Consider the following 20,513-nt stretch of genomic DNA (forward strand, 5'->3'; position numbering starts at 1 on the left):
GCGTTATGTTAACAAAGCCTTTATTAGTTATTTTAGACCCGATATTATTTTGAATTCTAAAAAACAACATATATTATTTCTTTGTGGATGGTTCCCATCTCGGGTATTACCCAATAATGGTGATTTCATTGAGCGACATGCAAAAGCTGTTCAATTGTATCACAACGTTTCTGTAATACATATCATAACAGATTCAAATTGTAAAAAGAATATAGAAATTGTTAGTAGCAAAAATGTTCATATAGCCTACATAAAACCTTCAAAAAATAAAATAGTAAAAGCTTTTCGTTTTTATCAAGCTTTTAGGTTACTACTCCAAAAGATTGGCAATTTTGACATTGTACATTTAAATGAATTATTTCCTTTTGGAATGTTAGCTCTGTATTTAAAATGGTTTAAGAAGAAGAAGTTTATTGTTTCAGAACATTGGACAGGTTATCATAAACCTTTATCTGAAAAAATTTCTCACACGACTTTAAAGCTTTCTAAAATAATCGCTAAACAAGCGCAATATATTTGTCCGGTTTCCAAAGACCTTCAATCATCTATGGAGCAATTAGGTTTAAAGGGAAATTATACTGTTATTCCTAATGTAGTAAACACCAATATTTTTAAACCAACTATAAAATCCGACAAGAAATACACAATACTCCATATTTCTAATATGGTAGATTCTCATAAAAATGTTTCAGGAATTATTCAAGCTATTAAAAATTTTGAGCTACAAAAAATTCCGTTTGAGCTTGTTTTAGTTGGAGAAAATTCTGATCAATATCAACTGATTTCTAATGAATTAAAAATTACTGACCGCATTACATTTATAGATCATGTATCACATGAAGAAGTTAAAAGACAAATGCAACAGGCTGATGTTTTTGTGCTTTTTAGCAATTATGAAAATCAACCTTGTGTGATTTTAGAAAGTTTTGCTTGTGGAACACCTGTAATTAGCACAAATGTTGGAGGTGTTTCTGAATTTTTCCCGAAAGATCATGGAATTTTAATTGAGTCAAAAAATGAAAATCAACTGGTTAAAGCATTAGTTGATATTTACCATAACAAAGAAAAAATCGACAGTACTGTTTTGCACAACTACACAAAACAAAACTTCAATTATGAAACCATTGGCAAACGCTTTTCTGAACTTTACAAAACCTGTATATCTTGAAAAAGTTTATCAATTACATAAAAGATTTTTTTAACCGATCAGGAGGTTTTGTTTTAGGCGCAACAATAATTGCAAGAGGTTTATCTTTTGTTACCTCTTGGATTGCTTTACAATTAATTTCTAAAAAAGCTTTAGGAGAAGTTCTTTATGCTTGGAATATTATAACATTTATTCTGCCTTTAGTTGGCTTAGGTTTACACCAAAGTTACATTCGATACGGAGCTTTATTAAAATCCAAAAAAGATAAAGAACAACTACTGTTTTATGTTTTAAAAAGAGGAGTTTTAATATCTCTAATCATGAGCTTTTTTGTTGCTATATTTGGATTTAGTTTCGATTTTTCAATAGATAACTCAGGAAGGTATTTAGCTATTTTCTCATTAATATTTGTCCCTTTTTTCTTGTTTGAAATTTTAAAAATAAAAACTCGATTACTTCACAAAAACAAAAAACATGCTTTTATAGATATTTCATATTCGCTTATTATGGTAACTCTTGTTACTATTTTAAGTTTTACGTTTCAAGAAATTGGATATATCATCGCGCTGTTGTTATCTCCCTCTATTTGTGTCGCTTTTTATTTCAAAGAATTTAAAGGCGTTTTACAGTTATTAACACGCCCTAAATTAAATATTATCGATATCCGTTTTTGGAAATATGGTGTATTTGGCGGACTTTCAAATGTTGCAACTATATTACTCTTTGCTATTGATATTCTTCTGATAGGAAATATTTTACAAGAGCCAGAAAAAGTTACAGTTTATAGGTATATTTCATTATTACCGTTTAGTATTTTATTCTTACCAAGAGCTTTTATAACTACTGATTTTGTTACATTAACTGAGAAGATTAATAACACTACTTTTATAAAAAACTACTGTATAAATTATTGTAAGCTGTTCTTAGTAATTAGCATAATCTATATTTCTTTTTTTTATGCTTTTGATGACTTTTTCTTGAATCTATTGGATACATCTTTTGTTGATTACAAAGAAAGTTTTTTAATTCTTAACATAGGGATTTGTGGAATTTTAATCTTGAGAGGATTATTTGGAAATTTACTTTCTTCGTTAGGTTTAGTACAAGTTAACTTCTACATTACATTGGCTGCCCTACTTATAAATTACTTTGCTAATCAAAAATTAATTCCCGAATATGGAATTAAAGGTGCTGCTATCACTTCTGCAAGTTTGCAATGGTTTACAGGAATTGCTTCTTTTATCTTCTTCTTAATATACTATAAAAGAAAGAGTTCTATTTCTTAAATAAGCGCAATAAAAAAGGTAATTTGTTATAGTGTAACTGATAATAATATTGATCTTCAGCTCCAAAACTATGGTAATATTTTGCGATATTTTCCATAGAAGAGCCACCAAAATCAAACAGATCGAAATTACGTTCGTATTTAAATATTGCTCTATCATTCATAAATGTATTGGCTCCGTTATTTCTGTTGTTGAAATCTGACGAACAAACCAATTCTGTTACTCTTCCTTTGTACTTCAAGAAAAAAGCTCCTGATATTAATTGATTATTTTCATCATAAACAGTTAACAACTCTCCTACTTTTTTTTCAATACATACATTCATTAATTTGTAAAGTTTCAAGTAATCTTGATCTTTAATTTTTTGTACGCGCTTTCCTACATTCGATTGAAATAGTTCTATTAATACTTTTGGGGAATCATCCCATTTCTCAGTTAAATCGGCTTGCTTAGCTTTTTTCAACTCTCTTTTCCTATTTCTATTATAGCTGTTTAAAATTTTAGCATATTCTTTTGTAAAAGGAATTACTTGCAATTCTTTTTGAAGTCCATAATCTTGAAACATACTTAGTGAGTTTTTAATATTCATACGAATGCTCACATATTTAAACTCTGAAAACAATTCTATTAAAAATTCATTCTCGTCTTCAATTTCCTTAGAAAAAATACCTAGTTGAATTGTCCAAAAAGGTTGATAAACATATTTTACAAATAACTTTCTTCTCCAAGGAATTGGCATTACAGCTTCGTAATCATTTAAAACTAAAACACTCCATTTTTCAGCAACTTGATCTAAATACCATGAAAAACCAAATACATTTGATTGTATTGACGCTTCAACACAATTATTGTATTTCTGTACCTCTAGATCTTTTCTAGATATTAATTTAATCATGAATTTGTAATAATTTTCAACATAGATTCATATACTCTTCCCCAACCTTTCCAACGCATGTAACCACTTAAACTTTCGTTATGAAATAATGTAATAAAGGTTCCTTTTACTTTTTTTACTTCATTATTTAAATCATTAATTTTTCCTAAAGATTGTTTAGGTGTAAGTTTCATGTAATCATTTAATGTTGTATCCATTAGTGCAAAAGGAAAAATTCGCAATGGTGTTTGAATTTCAAAATCTAAATCATAAAAATAAAAAGGTGTGCATGTACTTGCTCGAAACCCAACATGACTTGCGTATCCCATAGAATAATCTTCATGAATCTCTAAATCAATTAATTTCTGAAACGTATCTGGTAAAGCGAATCGAAGATAATGCTGTCTCGATCTAAAAATTGGCATATTAGTAATACCTTCTAAACGTTCTTTCTCTGTTTTCAATTTTTCAACATCATTCATGGTATAAAATGAAGGATGTAATCCAACCCTTGCATAATCTACCATATCTTTTATCAATAATCGAAATTTATTTTTTGACGCAGAAACGTTAGTATCATAAGTGGAATAATCTCCAATTAAAAAAAAGAAAATTGTTCTAACTTGATATTTTTTCTTTAGAGAAATGATTTCCTCAAAAGTATTGTAAGGATCTTTACGTAGATTAAATCGTACAGCTATACGATCTATTGCATGTAAAAAATTAAGTTTATAAATATCTTTTAGAAAACCGCCTATGGCTCTAATTGAACTTTTGTATTTGTAAGCATAAGCATGATCAACATCTATTGTAGATATGTATTGGTATGTTCTTTCTTTATACTCGTAATCTGGAAATCGTTCTTTAATTTTATCTAAAAGTTTATACGCCCAAATATCTATCACTGGTTTTTCTAGAAATCCATTTTGAAAGGCTAAACTTTGGTTTGCGGGAAAACGACCGTATTGATCTTTAATATGTGGTAAGTACTCTTCATATCTTGTAATCAAGAAAAAACTTGCCGAAAAGACATCAAATGGTATGGTTGATTTCTGACCTTGAAAAAAGAAACAAGGAACATCTTCCCAAACAGAAACATCTATTTGTACATCACTTACGCCCTGTTCAAATAATAAGTTAGTACTTTTTATAAAAAACTCATTTCCTAAAGGTACTTTAGTGTAGGACATTTTAGGACCAGCAAAAGCAACAAAGTCTTCTACTTTAGAGGTAAAATCGACTTCTATTTGTAAAGTACGCGTAAAAATATGTTTAAATATATAGCGTACTCTTGGGGTAACTTTATGTGTGTAAACTAGTATCAAGTCTCTGTTTTCAATTATCAATCATCAGCAAACATATATCACTCAGCAAACCAAAACTTTTATTGTTAAATAACAATTTGTATTTGTTTGCCATTACAGTATTCCCTCGTCTGCAAAGCTAAAGTAAGCTTTTTCAGTTATAATTAAATGATCGAGAACTTTTATATCTAAAGCCTTACCTGCTTTTTTTATCTTTTCTGTAAGCTGAATATCTGATGTACTTGGTGATAGTTTACCAGAAGGGTGATTGTGAATTAAAACAATACCAATTGCTCCTAATTCTAAAGCTTTCTTATAAATTAACCGAACATCGACTAAAGCACTTACTAACCCTCCTTTACTTGTTTGATATTTATCTAAAATTGTATTTGAATTATTTAAATACAATACCCAAAACTCTTCGTGCGGTAAATCTCCAACAATGGGTTGCATAAAATTAAAAACATCTTTTGATGATTTAATCTTGTGAACAATTTTACCTTCTTCAAAATGACGTCTTTTGCCTAATTCGAGAGCTGTGATAATGCTAACGGCTTTTGCTTCTCCAATACCTTTAAATTTCATTAATTCTTGTATGGAAAGCTTCGATAAGTCATTTAAACTATTATTTACTGAGGCTAAAATGCGTTTGGATAATTCTACAGCACTTTCATTTCTATTACCAGAACTTATCAGAATCGCAATTAATTCTGCATTGGTGACTATAGTTTTTCCATTGTGCAACAATTTTTCTCTTGGTCTATCATCAATAGCCCAAGACTTTATACTTAACTTTTTCATTTTCAATTTTAGGATCAAAAATAAAAAAAGGAAGTCAATAATTGACTTCCTTATAGATTTTTAGTGAAGAATACTACCAATTCCACACTTTGTATGAAGAAACTTTATCATTCCATGATTTTCTCCAGAACCACCATCCTGATAATGTATAATAGCTTAAATTAGGCACTCCCATTGCTGTATAATACGTTGGCGCATAAAAACTTAATGTTCTACCTCTGTAACAGCTATGTTGGAATAATCTTACATAAGAATGTGTACCATAAGGTTTTGTAGCAATTAAAGAAGTCATTTGATCGTTATATCCTCCTAAAGACCAATCTTGATAGTATCTTCTATTAGTTCTTCTAATACCAGTCATTTCAGCATTATAAAAACTATGATAATAGAAATAAAAGTTTCCATTACCATAAACACTAGAATCAAAACAATCTTTTTTAGCTACAAATCTTCCTTTAACTTCTTCTGCTTCTACATTAGCAGAAAAACCTTTGGCTACTGTTTTAGAAAATTCATCAACTTCTTCTGTAGTATCAAACACTTTTACTTCAATAGTATTTTGTAAATCTCCTTTCTCTGGAGCTTTAAAAAGTAAATTTTGAGGAGCGTCTTCTCTACCAAAAATCTCTTTAGCTAACTCAACATCTCCAGCTACCTCTAATACTTCTTCCTCAATAGTATTTAATACGTAAACAACAGAGAATTTCTTTCCTCTGTAATCATAATTATGCTGAACTTTAACAATCTCTTCTGTGTTTTCCTTTGCAAGTAGATCGTTTGAGTTTTCTGAATTAATAGTCTCTTCTGTGACTAACTGTTCTTGCTGGCAACTCGCAAATACAAGAACGAATAAAATTACAAATTGTTTAAGTTTAAAAATAGTTTTCATTATTATTGATTTAATATAAATTCTTACTCTTTTGAAGGTTTTTCAGATTCCACCATTTGTAATTTTGCATGCATTTTACAGTTACAAACTTAATTGCTTCTTAAAGAACTTTATAAAGCGTAAGCACTGATATTTATAGAGAAAAAACCTGATAAATAAATGTGTAAAAACTCCTGTAAAAAGAGTTAGAATTATTTCGATTTCGTAAGATTTTAATGTATTAATTCGCTGCTTTTTTCTTCATTTTATTTTCCAGTTTTAAGTAAATCATCTAGTTTTTTAATGTTAAAAATGTATCTTTGTGGCCTATACATTAATTTTTAATATGAAAATTATAATAGCCGGAGCTGGTGATGTTGGATTTCATCTGGCTAAACTCCTATCATACGAATCTCAGGATACTTATATTGTCGATTTAGATGGCGATAAGCTGAATTATATCAATAATCACTTAGATGTTATCACAAAAAAAGGAGATGCAACTTCTATAAAACTTTTAAAAGAAATAGGTATTGGAAACGCTGATTTACTATTGGCAGTTACTGAGAATCAAAACACAAACTTTACTATTTCTGTAATTGGTAAAGCTTTAGGAGTGAACAAAACAATTGCTAGAATAAAAAATCCTGAATTTTTAAATAGTGAAGCTATAAACTTTCAAGATTTTGGTGTTGACTTTATGATTTCTCCAGAAGAATTAGCCGCTGAAGAAATTAAACTTTTATTACATCAATCTTCTTTCAATGATACTGTTGCTTTTGAGAATGGCTTATTTAATGTCATGGGAACTACTTTAGGTTATAAATCACCTATTGTAAACCTTTCTGTAAAAGAAGCCAAGGAGAAATTCAACATGGTTGATTTTATTACCATTGCAATTAAAAGAGAAGGTATTGCTCAAACAATTATCCCTAGAGGGGATACTGAGTACAAGATGAATGACCAAGTATATTTTTCTGTTCCTAACTATAGCATAGAAAAATTATACCCTATTATTGGAAAAGAGCATTTAGACATTAAAAATGTAATGATACTTGGTGGTAGTAGTATCGGTAAAAAAACGGCAAGAAATCTTTGTAAAGATAATTTTAAGGTAAAATTAGTTGAAAAAGATAGAGATAAAGCTTTAACACTTGCTGAAGATTTAAGAACTACCCTAGTTATTAATGGTGATGGTAGAGAGCTAGAGTTGCTAGAAGAAGAAAACATTAGAGATATGGATGCGTTTATAGCAGTTACAGGTGACTCTGAAACGAATATCATGTCTTGTTTAGTTGCAAAATCTAAAGGTGTTAGAAAAACTGTAGCTTTAGTAGAAAATATGGATTATATCAATATTTCTCAAACTATAGGGATAGATACACTTATTAATAAAAAATTAATTGCTGCTAGTAATATTTTTAGACATATTAGAAAAGGAGAAATTTTAGCGTTAGCAAACCTTCATAATATTGATGCTGAAGTTTTTGAATTTGAAGTTCAAAATGGTGCTAAAGTAACTGAAAAGCCTATTAAAGAACTACGTTTCCCTCGTGAAGCTGTTTTTGGAGGAATTATAAGAAATGGAAAAGCTCTAATGTCTTTTGGTGATATGCAAATAGAAGCAGGTGACCATGCTATAGTTTTCTGTTTACCAGAAGCCATCTCTACTGTCGAGGATTTATTTAACTAATAATGGAAAACTTAAACCTTAAATTAATCTTTAGATTTTTAGGAATAACCGCAGTGCTTAATGGTTTTTTTATGTGGTTAGCAATTCCTTTTAGTTTCTATTTTGAAGAAACAGATGTAGTATTAGGAATTTTAAACTCAGGAATTATTACAATATCTTTAGGTTTACTCCTTTATTTCTTTAATAAACCCACAAATAACAATTTACTTAAAAAAGAAGGATATCTTATAGTTACTTTAGGATGGGTTACACTTACTTTAACGGGTATGTTACCTTATTTACTAACAGGCAGTATACCGTCTATTCCTAATGCATTATTTGAAACTATATCTGGATACTCTACAACTGGTTCCTCTATTTTAACAGATATAGAAAGCATGCCTAAAGGAATACTTTTTTGGCGAAGTGCTACACACTGGATTGGTGGTATGGGAATTATAGTTCTTACTATTGCAATTTTACCTTTATTAGGTATCGGTGGTATGCAGCTGTTTTTAGCAGAAGCACCTGGTCCTTCTGCAGATAAATTGCATCCTAGAATTACAGATACTGCTAAACGTTTGTGGTTAATTTATGTAGGTTTAACTATTGCTCAATTTTTACTATTAAAGGTTGCTGGTATGACTTGGTACGACGCTATAAATCATGCTATGGCCACTGTTAGTACAGGAGGTTTTTCTACTAAAAATGCAAGTGTTGCATACTGGAATGGAATGCCTTTAATTCAGTATATTATAATTTTATTCATGTTTATTGCGGGGACAAACTTTGTGTTAACTTATTTTGCTTTAAAAGGTAAATTCAAAAAAGTAATTCAAAGTGAAGAATTTAAATACTATGGTTTAGGTATTTTTCTAGTGACTACTCTAGTTACATTATCTATTATCTTTTTTCAAGATGATACTTTAAAAACATCTATAGAACACCCTATGGTTTTTGGTCGTGTGGAAAGCTCATTTCGCCATGCTTTGTTCTCTGTAATCTCAGTGGTAACGACAACCGGTTTTGTTACAGCAGATTTTACTATGTGGAGCTATTTTGTAACAGCTATATTTTTTGCTTTGTTCTTTGTAGGAGGATCTGCAGGCTCTACATCTGGTGGTGTAAAAGTTGTTCGCCATATCGTAATGTTAAAAAATAGTTTTTTAGAGTTCAAAAAGTCGTTACATCCAAATGCAATTATACCTGTTCGTTATGATGGGAAAGCAGTAAAACAAACTATAGTTTTTAATATTATTTCTTTCTTTATCCTTTATATGTTAATCTTTATAGTAGGAACTGTAGTTTTAGCAATGTTAGGCTTAGATATAAAGTCTGCACTTGGCGCTTGTGCTTCTTCATTAGGAAATATTGGTCCAGCTATAGGAAGTGTTAGTCCAGTTGATAATTTCTCTCACCTTTCTACAGGTGCTAAATTATTTTGTTCATTCTTAATGTTAATTGGGCGTTTGGAGTTATTTACAGTACTTATTTTATTTACTCCTTTCTTCTGGAAAAAGAACTAATTTTCCTGATATTTATAATAATTGATTAGTGGATTTTTTGATCAAAAATGATGTATAAACACTTTTATACACTCATGCCTTTTTTCTACACTCCTATATCCGAATAAAATACACTTAGGTAAAATTCAGAGTTAAACCATTCATATCCAACTAAATTTGGCTTGGGGAAATCTTTTACTTTTTTTAAATCTCACACTTAAAAGTAAAATTCAAACAAGAATATTAACTACTAAATTTTATAATTATGGATCCATTTTTAGGACAAATTCAAACATTCGGATTTAATTTTGCACCACGAGGTTGGTCAACTTGCGAAGGACAGCTATTAGCTATTGCCAGTAATACTGCACTATTTTCTTTACTTGGAACTACGTATGGCGGTGACGGAAGAACAACTTTTGGACTACCTGATCTAAGAGGGCGTAGTATAGTTGGAATTGGTCGTGGCCCAGGGCTTTCTACTATTACTTGGGGAGAAAGAGGTGGTTCAGAAAGCTTTAACATTTTAACAAATCAACTACCACCACATCATCATACACAATTAATTCCTGTCAATGAAGATGGCGGTGAAACTGATGATCCTAATAATGCTGTTATTGGTAACTCAGGAACAGCTTCATTTAATGCGGCAGCTTCACCTAACAGCTATTTAAAACCTTCAAATACAGGAAATACTGGTTCTGGAAGTTCTATTTTAAAAAGATCTCCTTTTTTAGGTATGTATGTATGTATAGCTCTAGTTGGTATCTTTCCTTCAAGAAGCTAAAAAAATAGAGAGTGTAAAAACTCTCTTCTTTTATTTAATTTAATACGTAATCAAAATGAAAAAAATAGGCGTTCTTTTACCTAGTTCTAAAGCATACCCAAAATTATCTAAAGAGTTTATAGCTGGGTTAACATTAAACTTACCAAAAGATTTTGAAATAAAGGTAGAAGGTATTGGTTTTGGAGAGAATAAAGAAGTCATTAAAAATGCAATACAAAAATTAGTTTACCAAGAAAACATATCAATACTAACAGGGATTTTAGGTCATAAGGACCTAGATGACATTTGCGAATTTGTTAGTAATTTAGATGAAGTTATGATATTTTCAAACTTAGGGGCTTCTACTCCATTAAATTTGAATAAATGGTCTAACATCTATTGCAATTCATTTCAATTAAACAAATCAACTTATTTACTCGGAAATCTCTTTACTGAAGAAAAATTCGAAAAAATAGGTATATCGACATGCTACAATGATGCTGGTTATGCATTCCATAGGATATTAGAAACTGCTTTTAAAAAAGAAGAAAAACTTGAATTTGCTGGACATTTTATTACTCCTTTATACCCTAGAAAAAATGAAGCTGAACTTATGCTAAGTTTTATAAAAGAAGCTAAACCTGATGCTATTTTTTGCTCTCACAATGGAGTTTTTGCTCAAGAACATGCTGATTTTCTTAGGCAAAATAAGGTTACCAGCAAAGATATACCAATGTATATGAATCCTTTTTCGATTGACGAAAAAGTATTACAGAAATCTCCAAAGATATTTGACGGTGTTAAATGTGTTTCTTCATGGTTTCCTGAATTAAACAATAAAGAGAACAAATCATTCACAAAAAACTACTTAAACAAGTTTGATAATAAACCATCTATTTTCTCTTTACTTGGTTTCGAAAATAGCATATTAATACAAGATTTTTTAAAAGATAGTCTTAATTCAGATATAAATTTAAAAGGCCCTAGAGGATTACTTAAATTCAATAGAGATACATCGAGAACAGATTTTGATCATTACCTATGGAATCTAAATTATGAAAATGATAATTATAAAATTTCTTTAGAAAAAAAATTAAATCAAGATAAAAAATCAGATAATCATTTTTTTGCAATGCTGCCAAAAGTTTCAGGATGGAGTAACGCATATTTATGTCATTAAAGTTAACTAGCAAATTATATTTAGCATCTAAAATTTTGTATTTGAGATAAATACATTTATTTTTAAGTAGCTAATCAAAAACTTAATTCATGAGAAAAACAATTACTTTTTTATATGCTGTACTAATCAGTATTAGCATTTTCGGACAGACATCATTATCCACAGGAGACATCGCTTTTCTAAGTGTAAACTTTGATGGTAGTGATGACTATTCTTTTATCTTATTTAAAGATATTGACGCTAATACAACAATTACTTTTACAGATTGTGGATGGAGTGATGGCTCTGCTTCTTTTATCTGTAATGTTGGAGACGCAAATGGTTGGACTTGGCTATCTGGTTCTGCGTTAGCAGCTGGAACAGTGATAACTATAACCAACGAATCATCAGCAAGTATTGGTACTGTTAGTGGAGTGACATCTCTTCTAAGTAGTGCTGGAGATCAAATTTTTGCGTATCAAGGGAGCGCTTCTTCCCCTACTTTTTTAGCTGGAATTAATTCTAATGAAGTTGCTGATGACTCAAATTGGAACGGAGAAGTTACTAGTAATTCAACATCTGCTTTACCTGATCAACTCACCAACGGAACAAATGCTATTCGTTTGCATAATATGGGCTCTGAAGTCGATAATTGGCAATACAATTGTACAGTAGTTTCTGGTGATGTTACCACAGTTAGAGCGGCAATTAACAATATTGCTAATTGGTCTAATAATAATGGAACTGCTTTTTCACCTAGTGCTCCAAATTGTTTATGGAATATTACTTTTGCTTCTCCTCCATCTACTGTAACCAGCGTCACAGTTCCTAGCAATGCTACGTATTCCGCAGGACAAAACTTAGATTTTACAGTTAGTTTTAATGAAACCATAACTGTAAATACTACTGGAGGGACACCACAATTAGCATTAACTATTGGAAGTACTACACGTCAAGCCACTTTTGTCAGCGGTTCTGGAACAGCTAATTTGCTTTTTAGATATACAGTACAAGCTGGTGATTCTGATACAGACGGAATCGCTGTTGGATCATTAGCAGCTAATGGTGGAACTATTCAAAATGGTTCTGGTACAGATGCAGATTTAACACTAAATAGTATAGGAAGTACCACAAATGTTTTTGTTGATGGTATTGCTCCAACAGGATATTCTGTAACTATCGATCAATCTCCTATCAATGCTGCTAATGATGATGCCGTAAGTTTCACTTTTGCTAGTGCTGAAGTTGGCACAACTTATAACTATGCTTTTACTTCTAGCGGAGCGCCAGGCTCTGTAACTGGATCTGGTACTATTGCAACTGCTAGCGATCAAACTACTGGTATCGATATCAGTGGTTTAGCTGATGGAATGATTACTCTTAGTGTTACGCTTACAGATGTGAATGGTAATACTGGAGCTGCAGCTACGGATACGGAAACTAAAGAAACAGTAGCGCCAACAGGATATTCTGTAACTATCGATCAATCTCCTATCAATGCTGCTAATGATGATGCCGTAAGTTTCACTTTTGCTAGTGCTGAAGTTGGCACAACTTATAACTATGCTTTTACTTCTAGCGGAGCACCAGGCTCTGTAACTGGATCTGGTACTATTGCAACTGCTAGCGATCAAATTACGGGAATTGATATCAGTGGTTTAGCTGATGGAACCATTACTCTTACTGTGACGCTTACAGATGTGAATGGTAATACTGGAGCAGTAGCTACAGATACCGAAACTAAAGAAACAGTAGCGCCAACAGGATATTCTGTAACTATCGATCAATCTCCTATCAATGCTGCTAATGATGATGTAGTAAGTTTCACTTTTGCCAGTGCTGAAGTTGGTACAACTTATAACTATGCTTTTACTTCTAGCGGAGCGCCAGGCTCTGTAACTGGATCTGGTACTATTGCAACTGCTAGCGATCAAATTACTGGTATCGATATCAGTGGTTTAGCTGATGGAATGATTACTCTTACTGTGACGCTTACAGATGTGAATGGTAATACTGGAGCAGCAGCTACAGATACCGAAACTAAAGAAACAGTAGCGCCAACAGGATATTCTGTAACTATCGATCAATCTCCTATCAATGCTGCTAATGATGATGCGGTAAGTTTTACTTTTGCCAGTGCTGAAGTTGGTACAACTTATAACTATGCTTTTACTTCTAGCGGAGCGCCAGGCTCTGTAACTGGATCTGGTACTATTGCAACTGCTAGCGATCAAATTACGGGAATTGATATCAGTGGTTTAGCTGATGGAACCATTACTCTTACTGTGACGCTTACAGATGTGAATGGTAATACTGGAGCAGCAGCTACAGATACCGAAACTAAAGAAACAGTAGCGCCAACAGGATATTCTGTAACTATCGATCAATCTCCTATCAATGCTGCTAATGATGATGCGGTAAGTTTCACTTTTGCCAGTGCTGAAGTTGGTACAACTTATAACTATGCTTTTACTTCTAGCGGAGCGCCAGGCTCTGTAACTGGATCTGGTATTGTTGCAACAGCTACCGATCAAATTACGGGAATTGATATCAATGGTTTAGCCGATGGAACCATTACTCTTACTGTGACGCTTACAGATGTAAATGGTAATACTGGAGCAGCGGCTACCGATACCGAAACTAAAGATGCGTCTATACCTTTAGACCCTACAATTAATGTTCCTTCAGGAGCAATAACTGTAACTACTACTAACCAAACTATTTCAGGAAACTATGCAGAAAATGGCATCACAATACATGCTTACATAGATACTGATAATAATGGTACAGCAGATAATACTACCTCTTTAGGTTCGGCAATTGTAACTGGAAATGCTTGGAGTTTTACCGTAAACTTAACTGCTGATTCTGTTAATAATTTTGTAGTACAAGCAGAAGATGCTTCAGGAAATACTTCTACTTATGTAGATGTCCCAACAATTACACAGACGAATACAATAACCTGGACAGGTAACACTAGTAATTCTTGGACAACTGCTGGAAACTGGGATACAAATACAGTTCCAACCTCTGCCGCTAATGTTATAATCCCTTCTGGTTTAACCAACTACCCAACAATATCTTCAGCAGTAACAGTAAACTCTATCGAAATTGCTTCTGGCGCTTCTTTAATAGCTAATACATCAGTAACAGCAAATGTGACATATAACAGAAATTTACCAACAACAAATTGGTATTTAGTTTCTGCTCCAGTGTCTAACGAAACGCAAGAAGATATTATTAACAATCCTAGTCATAACTTTGCTACAGGATCAGGTTCTAATATCGGTATTGGTGCGTTTACAAACAACGGAGCTAATCCTTGGGTTTATGCTACAAACACCACTACTGGACCATTAGTATCAGGTGCGGGTGTATCAATGAAATTAGCTGCTGCAGGCGATGTTTCAATCACAGGGAATATTAATACCACCAATGTAAGTTTCCCTATTGCTACAGGTACTAGAAATAATTTTAATTTAATAGGAAATCCTTATACTTCTTTCGTCAACTCAAGTACGTTTGCTGCAGCCAACACAGGGTTATTAAGTGAAGAGACAGTTTGGCTATGGGATGGATCACAATATGTTACTTATAATAATATGAGTCCAATTGAAGTAGCTCCAGCTCAAGGTTTCTTTGTAGAAGCAGCTGGTTCAGGAAATGTTACGTTTTCTACAGCTAACCAAAGCCATCAAAACTCCGATACATTTTTAAGACAAGTTCCAAATCCAACTTTTGAACTTTTTATTCAAAATGACTCTGATAAGCGATCTACTAAAGTATTTTATGCGAATGGTAAAACTAAAGGGTTTGATAACGGATATGATTCTAAAATGTTTGCTGGAATTTCTGAAAACTTTGGAATATTTACAGAATTATTAGAAAATAATCAAGGTAAGAAGTTAGCAATTCAAACTTTACCAAACTCAAATTTAGAAACTATGATTGTTCCTGTAGGTATCATTGCAAATGCAGGTGAAGAAATTACGTTTTCTATGTCTAGTAAAAATTTACCTACTGGAGTTGAAATTTACTTAGAAGATAAAGTAAATAATACTATGATTAACTTAACTGAAAGAAATCATACTTTAACTTTAAAGACTGCATTAAATGCAAGCGGTAGATTTTATATACACACCACTGCTAAACGATTAAGTAATGAAGATATTATTAATAATCTTAATAATGTTAGTATTTACAAATCTGCTTCAAAAGAAGTTACTATAAGTGGTTTACAGGGTTCTGGCGATATAAAAGTATTCTCTATTCTTGGTAAACAAGTAGGCAGTACTTCGATCAACTCTAATGGTACGAGTAAAATTGAACTACCAGATTTACCTTCAGGAATCTATATCGTTAGACTTTCTTCTGAATTTGGTAAGCTAACTAGAAAAATAATCTTAGAATAATTTAATCCTCTAAACGAAGTAATCATGACTAATAACAAAGAAAATAAGCAAGAGATCACTCGAAAAGAGGCTCTAAAGAAAATAGGAAACTACGGTAAATACACTGCGTTAACTGCATTAGGTACTTACTTAATTTTAAACCCTAAAAAAGCTCAAGCTGCATCACCAGAAGCTCCTGGTGATGGGTTTTAAAAACATCTTTTCATAAACTTAAAAACCTCAAGAATATATCTTGAGGTTTTTTTGAACTTAGTATTTAAATAATTGACTATGCGTCTATGTTAGCATATTTCGCATTTCTTTCTATAAAATCTCTACGTGGTGGTACTTCATCACCCATTAACATAGAGAAAATTCTATCGGCCTCAGCCATATTTTCTATTGTAACTTGACGTAATGTTCTAAACTCTGGATTCATGGTTGTATCCCATAATTGTTCAGCATTCATCTCTCCAAGACCTTTATAACGTTGAATAGAAGCTCCTCCTCCCATTTTTTGGTTAATTAAATCTCGTTGATTATCATCCCATGCATATTCTCTCTTCTGTCCTTTTTTCACTAAATATAAAGGCGGCGTAGCAATGTAAATATATCCTTGCTCAACCATTTCTTTCATATAACGGAAGAAGAATGTTAAGATTAATGTAGCAATATGCGAACCATCGACATCGGCATCACACATAATCACTACTTTATGATATCTTAATTTTGAAAGATTTAACGCTCTAGGATCTTCTTCTGTTCCGATAGTAATTCCTAAAGCCGTAAACATGTTTTTGATTTCTTCATTCTCAAAAACTTTATGTTGCATCGCTTTTTCTACATTAAGAATCTTACCACGTAAAGGTAAAATTGCTTGGAAATTACGATCACGTCCTTGCTTTGCAGTTCCTCCTGCCGAATCTCCCTCGACTAAGAAAATCTCACAAACTGCCGGATCAGTTTCAGAACAATCAGATAGTTTACCAGGTAAACCTCCAATACTCATTACTGTTTTACGTTGTACCATTTCTCTTGCCTTACGAGCTGCATGACGCGCTTGAGCTGCAAGAATTACTTTTTGTACAATCGTTTTCGCATCATTAGGATTTTCTTCTAAATAATCTGTTAACATTTCTGCCACAGCTTGCGATACTGCAGAAGTAACTTCTCTGTTTCCTAATTTTGTTTTTGTTTGTCCTTCAAACTGAGGTTCTGCTACTTTTACAGATACGATTGCTGTTAAACCTTCACGGAAATCATCTCCAGAAATCTCAAACTTAACGTTCTTTAATAATCCAGAAGTGTCTGCATATTTTTTTAAAGTACTTGTTAAACCTCTTCTAAATCCAGATAAATGTGTTCCTCCTTCGTGTGTATTAATATTATTTACATATGAATGTAAATTTTCAGCATATGAATCGTTATAAATCATTGCAACCTCAACAGGAATTCCATTCTTTTCTCCTTCCATTGAAATTACATGCTGAATAACAGGAGTACGAGTACTATCTAAGTATTTAACAAATTCAGATAAACCTTCGTTACTGTGGAAAGTTTCAGCAATAAAATTTCCTTCATCATCTTTATTACGCTTGTCTGTTAGCGTAATCGTGATTCCTTTATTCAGATACGCCAACTCTCGCATACGAGTAGCTAACGTTTCATAATTGTACTCCGTAGTCTGCTGGAAGATACTTTTGTCTGGTAAGAATGTTACTTCTGTACCAGTAATATCTGTTTCTCCTACAGTTTTTACAGGATATAATGTTTTACCTCGTTCATACTCTTGTTCCCATATTTTACCTTCTCTGTGAACTGTAGCTTTTAAATGATCTGAAAGTGCATTCACACAAGATACACCAACCCCGTGTAAACCTCCAGATACTTTATATGAATCTTTATCGAACTTACCTCCTGCTCCAATTTTCGTCATTACAACTTGTAAAGCAGAAACTCCTTCTTTCTTATGTAAACCTACAGGAATACCTCTACCGTTATCCCTTACAGTGATTGAATTGTCTTCATTAATATCTACAGAAATTACATCACAGTGACCAGCTAATGCTTCATCGATAGAGTTATCTACCACCTCATACACTAAGTGATGTAAACCACGAACACCTACATCTCCGATATACATGGAAGGACGCATACGTACGTGTTCCATACCTTCAAGGGCCTGAATACTATCGGCAGAATAATTGTGTTTTTTTTCTTCGCTCATATTGTGAGTTTATTATTACTTTAAATTTTATATCTGAGGATGTAAGGAAGCAATGTAAACAGCTGAATGTTTAAGTATTACTCCTTATTTTTGATTAAAAAAGTTCCCCGTCTACATCGTTTTATTAAAAACGACAGTCTACAAATTTACATTTTTTCATTCTCGAAATAAAGTTTTTAAGCAATTTTATCATCAAGTTATCAACAATATTACAAATCACTTAAACAGGCTTAAATCAACCAAAAACTAGCTTAAAAAAGAAATAGCATCAACTGTCTTTAATTACAGAACTTAAAAAAACAAAACTCAGCTTATATCGTCTTATTTCTATTAAAAATTTTGAAGTATATCATAAAATAGTTTTCATATTTATGATCATAAACACTTTTTTGTTTCTTAAACTTGACTCTCAAAAAATGTATATTTGAACTGTAATTAGTGATTAAGTCTTTTCAACATCTTAGTATTTTAATTACTACTACTAAAACGAAGGGGCTTTATGCCCCTTTTAAATATTTTAAAAATTCTTCTCTTGGAATTTCTTTTGCTCCTAAACTTTCTAAATGATCATTATGCACTTGGCAATCTATAAGAGTATAGTCACATTCTTGTACTAGATAAATAAAGGCAACCTTGCTCATGTTACTTACTTTACTGAACATACTCTCTCCACAGAATACTCCATTTCCTAGATCTACTCCGTATAAGCCTGCTACTAGCTCTTCATTTTTCCATATTTCAATAGATTTTGCTAAACCCATTTGATGTAGATTCAAGTAAGCTGTTTTCATATCATCAGTAATCCATGTTCCATCTTGATCTTTCCTAGAAATACTTTTACAATTCGAAATAACACCTTCAAAATCTTTATTCATTGTGATTTGAAAATCTTCTTTTCGCAGCACCTGTCTCATCGATTTGGATACTTTAAACTCATCAGGATACAAAACCATTCGTTCTAAAGGCGAATACCACACTATAGGATCATCTTCATTAAACCAAGGAAAAATACCATTACTGTATGCTAAAATTAAACGCTCTACTGATAAATCTCCTCCTAAAGCTAAAACTCCTTCTTTTGAAGCAAATTCATGCGCAGGAAACTCTAATTCTTCTCCAATCCAATAATACATTATAATATAATTAAGCCTAAAATATAAATAACAGATCCTACCAACATGGCAATTGATGTATAGGGTAAAATCTCTTTTGCTTTTAATTTTGTAATTCCTAACAAAGGTAAAGCCCAAAATGGCTGTAACATATTAGTAATTTGATCACCATAAGCCAATGCCATAATAGCTTTAGGCAACGGTACACCTAATTCTAAAGCACTTTGTAAAACTATGGGGCCTTGTACAATCCATTGACCACCTCCACTCGGGACAAAGATATTTACTATTCCTGCACTAAAGAAAGTAAATATAGGCAATGTTACTTCAGTAGAAATTGAAACAAAAAAATCTGAAACTAAAGTAACCATTCCTGTACTATTCATAATCCCCATAATACCAAAGTAAAGCGGAAATTGAATCAAAATTCCAGATACATCTGAAATAGCCACCCCTATAGCTTTTATAAATTGTTTGAAATTACCGTGTAGAATAATTGCTAAACCTAACATAAAAAGGTTGATAAGATTTGGTGTGATTTTTAAACTTTTCACATCAGAGAAATATCTCATTCCAAAAGCTGTAAGAATTATTACTCCAAATAAGATTCCTAAAAACTTCGAACTATCTAACTTTTCTGCTCCCGTATTTACTTCTTTTTCAGCTTCTGATTTGTAAACTTCTAAGCTAAAATTTGTTGGCTTTACCTTTTTACCAATAAAATAAAAAACTGAAGCTACACTAAGCATCACCAAAAAAAACAATAATAAATTCCACCAACTGAATACAGTTTGACCATAATTAATTACTTCTGGAATTTTAGCTAAGTGTAGATAATCTTGGCTCACCATACTTTTTAAATGCCCTTCTTCATTAATTTTTATAGGTGCCGAACCAGAAATTCCTCCGTGCCAAACCATTAAACCTACATAACCAGAAGCTCCAATTAACGGATAGTTTAATTTTAGTCCTTTCTCCTGAGCATCTTCTGCAACTCTTCTTGCTAGTAACGCTCCAAAAATCAATCCTAACCCCCAATTAAAAAAAGAAACTAACATTGTAACACTACTTACAATAAAAGCACTATTAGCGGTGTTTGTACAATATTTAGTGAGTTTAGCGATTAGATTACTCATTGGTTTACTTAAAACCAATACATGACCAAGCACTAAAATTAACATCATTTGATATGCAAATACTAGAAGATTCGTATTCCATAATCCTTTTTCCCAAAAAATTAAAACATCTAAAAAATAACCAGGTGTATTTACGTCATTAGGCTTAGTAAAAAGTAATGCTAATATGATTGTAAAAAACGTAAGGAGTACTGCTATTGTTAAAGGAGAAGGAATATACTTTTTGAAAATATTTTCAATAATTTTAGTAATCTTCATAATAGTT

General features: G+C 31.9%; 15 protein-coding genes. 8 read left to right on the forward strand and 7 right to left on the reverse strand.

The features are described from left to right. Positions 1–49 precede the first annotated feature (49 nt). Both AQ1685_RS16930 and AQ1685_RS16935 read left to right on the forward strand, forming a co-directional pair. The gene (locus AQ1685_RS16930; protein WP_157730267.1) at positions 50–1,168 is read left to right on the forward strand and encodes a glycosyltransferase family 4 protein; all 1,119 of its coding nucleotides are present in this window, start codon (positions 50–52) and stop codon (positions 1,166–1,168) included. After that, the gene (locus AQ1685_RS16935) at positions 1,165–2,433 is read left to right on the forward strand and encodes an MATE family efflux transporter (RefSeq protein WP_095074088.1); all 1,269 of its coding nucleotides are present in this window, start codon (positions 1,165–1,167) and stop codon (positions 2,431–2,433) included. Before AQ1685_RS16930 ends, AQ1685_RS16935 begins: the two co-directional genes overlap by 4 nt. Here AQ1685_RS16935 and AQ1685_RS16940 read toward each other — a convergent pair. From AQ1685_RS16940 to AQ1685_RS16955, 4 genes are all read right to left on the reverse strand, one after another. Then, the gene (locus AQ1685_RS16940) at positions 2,423–3,328 is read right to left on the reverse strand and encodes a hypothetical protein (RefSeq protein WP_095074090.1); all 906 of its coding nucleotides are present in this window, start codon (positions 3,326–3,328) and stop codon (positions 2,423–2,425) included. The two genes, AQ1685_RS16935 and AQ1685_RS16940, sit on opposite strands and share 11 nt — an antisense overlap. Continuing rightward, positions 3,325–4,632 (reverse strand): polysaccharide deacetylase family protein, encoded by a 1,308-nt coding sequence (locus tag AQ1685_RS16945; RefSeq protein ID WP_095075104.1) that lies wholly within the window; start codon positions 4,630–4,632, stop codon positions 3,325–3,327. Before AQ1685_RS16945 ends, AQ1685_RS16940 begins: the two co-directional genes overlap by 4 nt. Before the next feature lie 93 nt (positions 4,633–4,725). Further along, entirely contained in the window at positions 4,726–5,412 is a 687-nt protein-coding gene (radC, locus tag AQ1685_RS16950) for a RadC family protein (RefSeq protein ID WP_095074092.1), read from the reverse strand. Between the two features lie 73 nt (positions 5,413–5,485). After that, complete coding sequence (locus AQ1685_RS16955; protein WP_095074094.1) at positions 5,486–6,301, reverse strand: hypothetical protein; 816 nt, start codon at positions 6,299–6,301, stop codon at positions 5,486–5,488. Between the two features lie 325 nt (positions 6,302–6,626). On the opposite strand from AQ1685_RS16955, the gene trkA reads away from it, so the two are divergent. From trkA to AQ1685_RS20400, 6 genes are all read left to right on the forward strand, one after another. Beyond that, positions 6,627–7,973: a Trk system potassium transporter TrkA gene (gene trkA / locus AQ1685_RS16960; protein ID WP_095074096.1), complete on the forward strand. Its 1,347-nt coding sequence runs from the start codon at positions 6,627–6,629 to the stop codon at positions 7,971–7,973. A gap of 2 nt (positions 7,974–7,975) precedes the next feature. Further along, positions 7,976–9,478, forward strand: coding sequence for a TrkH family potassium uptake protein (locus tag AQ1685_RS16965; RefSeq protein ID WP_095074098.1), 1,503 nt, complete (start codon positions 7,976–7,978; stop codon positions 9,476–9,478). 244 nt (positions 9,479–9,722) lie between these two features. Next, positions 9,723–10,244: a phage tail protein gene (locus tag AQ1685_RS16970; protein ID WP_095074100.1), complete on the forward strand. Its 522-nt coding sequence runs from the start codon at positions 9,723–9,725 to the stop codon at positions 10,242–10,244. 55 nt (positions 10,245–10,299) lie between these two features. Next, a complete protein-coding gene (locus AQ1685_RS16975) occupies positions 10,300–11,403 on the forward strand; it encodes an ABC transporter substrate-binding protein (RefSeq protein WP_095074102.1) in 1,104 nt (367 codons plus the stop codon). Between the two features lie 89 nt (positions 11,404–11,492). Then, a complete protein-coding gene (locus AQ1685_RS16980) occupies positions 11,493–15,794 on the forward strand; it encodes a T9SS type A sorting domain-containing protein (protein ID WP_095074104.1) in 4,302 nt (1,433 codons plus the stop codon). Positions 15,795–15,818: 24 nt separating this feature from the next. Next, entirely contained in the window at positions 15,819–15,986 is a 168-nt protein-coding gene (locus AQ1685_RS20400) for a hypothetical protein (protein ID WP_173862367.1), read from the forward strand. A gap of 76 nt (positions 15,987–16,062) precedes the next feature. Here AQ1685_RS20400 and gyrB read toward each other — a convergent pair whose 3' ends face one another. The 3 genes from gyrB to AQ1685_RS16995 all read right to left on the reverse strand — a co-directional run bounded on the left by gyrB (position 16,063) and on the right by AQ1685_RS16995 (position 20,506). After that, positions 16,063–18,000, reverse strand: a complete 1,938-nt coding sequence (gene gyrB, locus AQ1685_RS16985) for a DNA topoisomerase (ATP-hydrolyzing) subunit B (RefSeq protein WP_095074106.1) — start codon at positions 17,998–18,000, stop codon at positions 16,063–16,065. A gap of 497 nt (positions 18,001–18,497) precedes the next feature. Continuing rightward, positions 18,498–19,133: a leucyl/phenylalanyl-tRNA--protein transferase gene (gene aat / locus AQ1685_RS16990; protein ID WP_095074108.1), complete on the reverse strand. Its 636-nt coding sequence runs from the start codon at positions 19,131–19,133 to the stop codon at positions 18,498–18,500. Further along, the gene (locus tag AQ1685_RS16995; RefSeq protein WP_095074109.1) at positions 19,133–20,506 is read right to left on the reverse strand and encodes a short-chain fatty acid transporter; all 1,374 of its coding nucleotides are present in this window, start codon (positions 20,504–20,506) and stop codon (positions 19,133–19,135) included. The genes aat and AQ1685_RS16995 overlap by 1 nt, the downstream gene beginning before the upstream one ends. Between the last annotated feature and the right edge of the window lie 7 nt (positions 20,507–20,513).

The sequence above is a fragment of the Tenacibaculum jejuense genome (assembly GCF_900198195.1).
Lineage (GTDB): Bacteria > Bacteroidota > Bacteroidia > Flavobacteriales > Flavobacteriaceae > Polaribacter > Polaribacter jejuensis.

Excerpts from the sequence above, each read along its gene's own strand:
- aat (WP_095074108.1), bottom strand. The coding sequence starts at position 19,133 with ATGTATTATTGGATTGGAGAAGAATTAGAGTTTCCTGCGCATGAATTT.
- radC (WP_095074092.1), bottom strand. The coding sequence starts at position 5,412 with ATGAAAAAGTTAAGTATAAAGTCTTGGGCTATTGATGATAGACCAAGA.
- trkA (WP_095074096.1), top strand. The coding sequence starts at position 6,627 with ATGAAAATTATAATAGCCGGAGCTGGTGATGTTGGATTTCATCTGGCT.
- gyrB (WP_095074106.1), bottom strand. The coding sequence starts at position 18,000 with ATGAGCGAAGAAAAAAAACACAATTATTCTGCCGATAGTATTCAGGCC.
- AQ1685_RS16955 (WP_095074094.1), bottom strand. The coding sequence starts at position 6,301 with ATGAAAACTATTTTTAAACTTAAACAATTTGTAATTTTATTCGTTCTT.
- AQ1685_RS16965 (WP_095074098.1), top strand. The coding sequence starts at position 7,976 with ATGGAAAACTTAAACCTTAAATTAATCTTTAGATTTTTAGGAATAACC.
- AQ1685_RS16995 (WP_095074109.1), bottom strand. The coding sequence starts at position 20,506 with ATGAAGATTACTAAAATTATTGAAAATATTTTCAAAAAGTATATTCCT.
- AQ1685_RS20400 (WP_173862367.1), top strand. The coding sequence starts at position 15,819 with ATGACTAATAACAAAGAAAATAAGCAAGAGATCACTCGAAAAGAGGCT.
- AQ1685_RS16975 (WP_095074102.1), top strand. The coding sequence starts at position 10,300 with ATGAAAAAAATAGGCGTTCTTTTACCTAGTTCTAAAGCATACCCAAAA.
- AQ1685_RS16940 (WP_095074090.1), bottom strand. The coding sequence starts at position 3,328 with ATGATTAAATTAATATCTAGAAAAGATCTAGAGGTACAGAAATACAAT.
- AQ1685_RS16980 (WP_095074104.1), top strand. The coding sequence starts at position 11,493 with ATGAGAAAAACAATTACTTTTTTATATGCTGTACTAATCAGTATTAGC.
- AQ1685_RS16970 (WP_095074100.1), top strand. The coding sequence starts at position 9,723 with ATGGATCCATTTTTAGGACAAATTCAAACATTCGGATTTAATTTTGCA.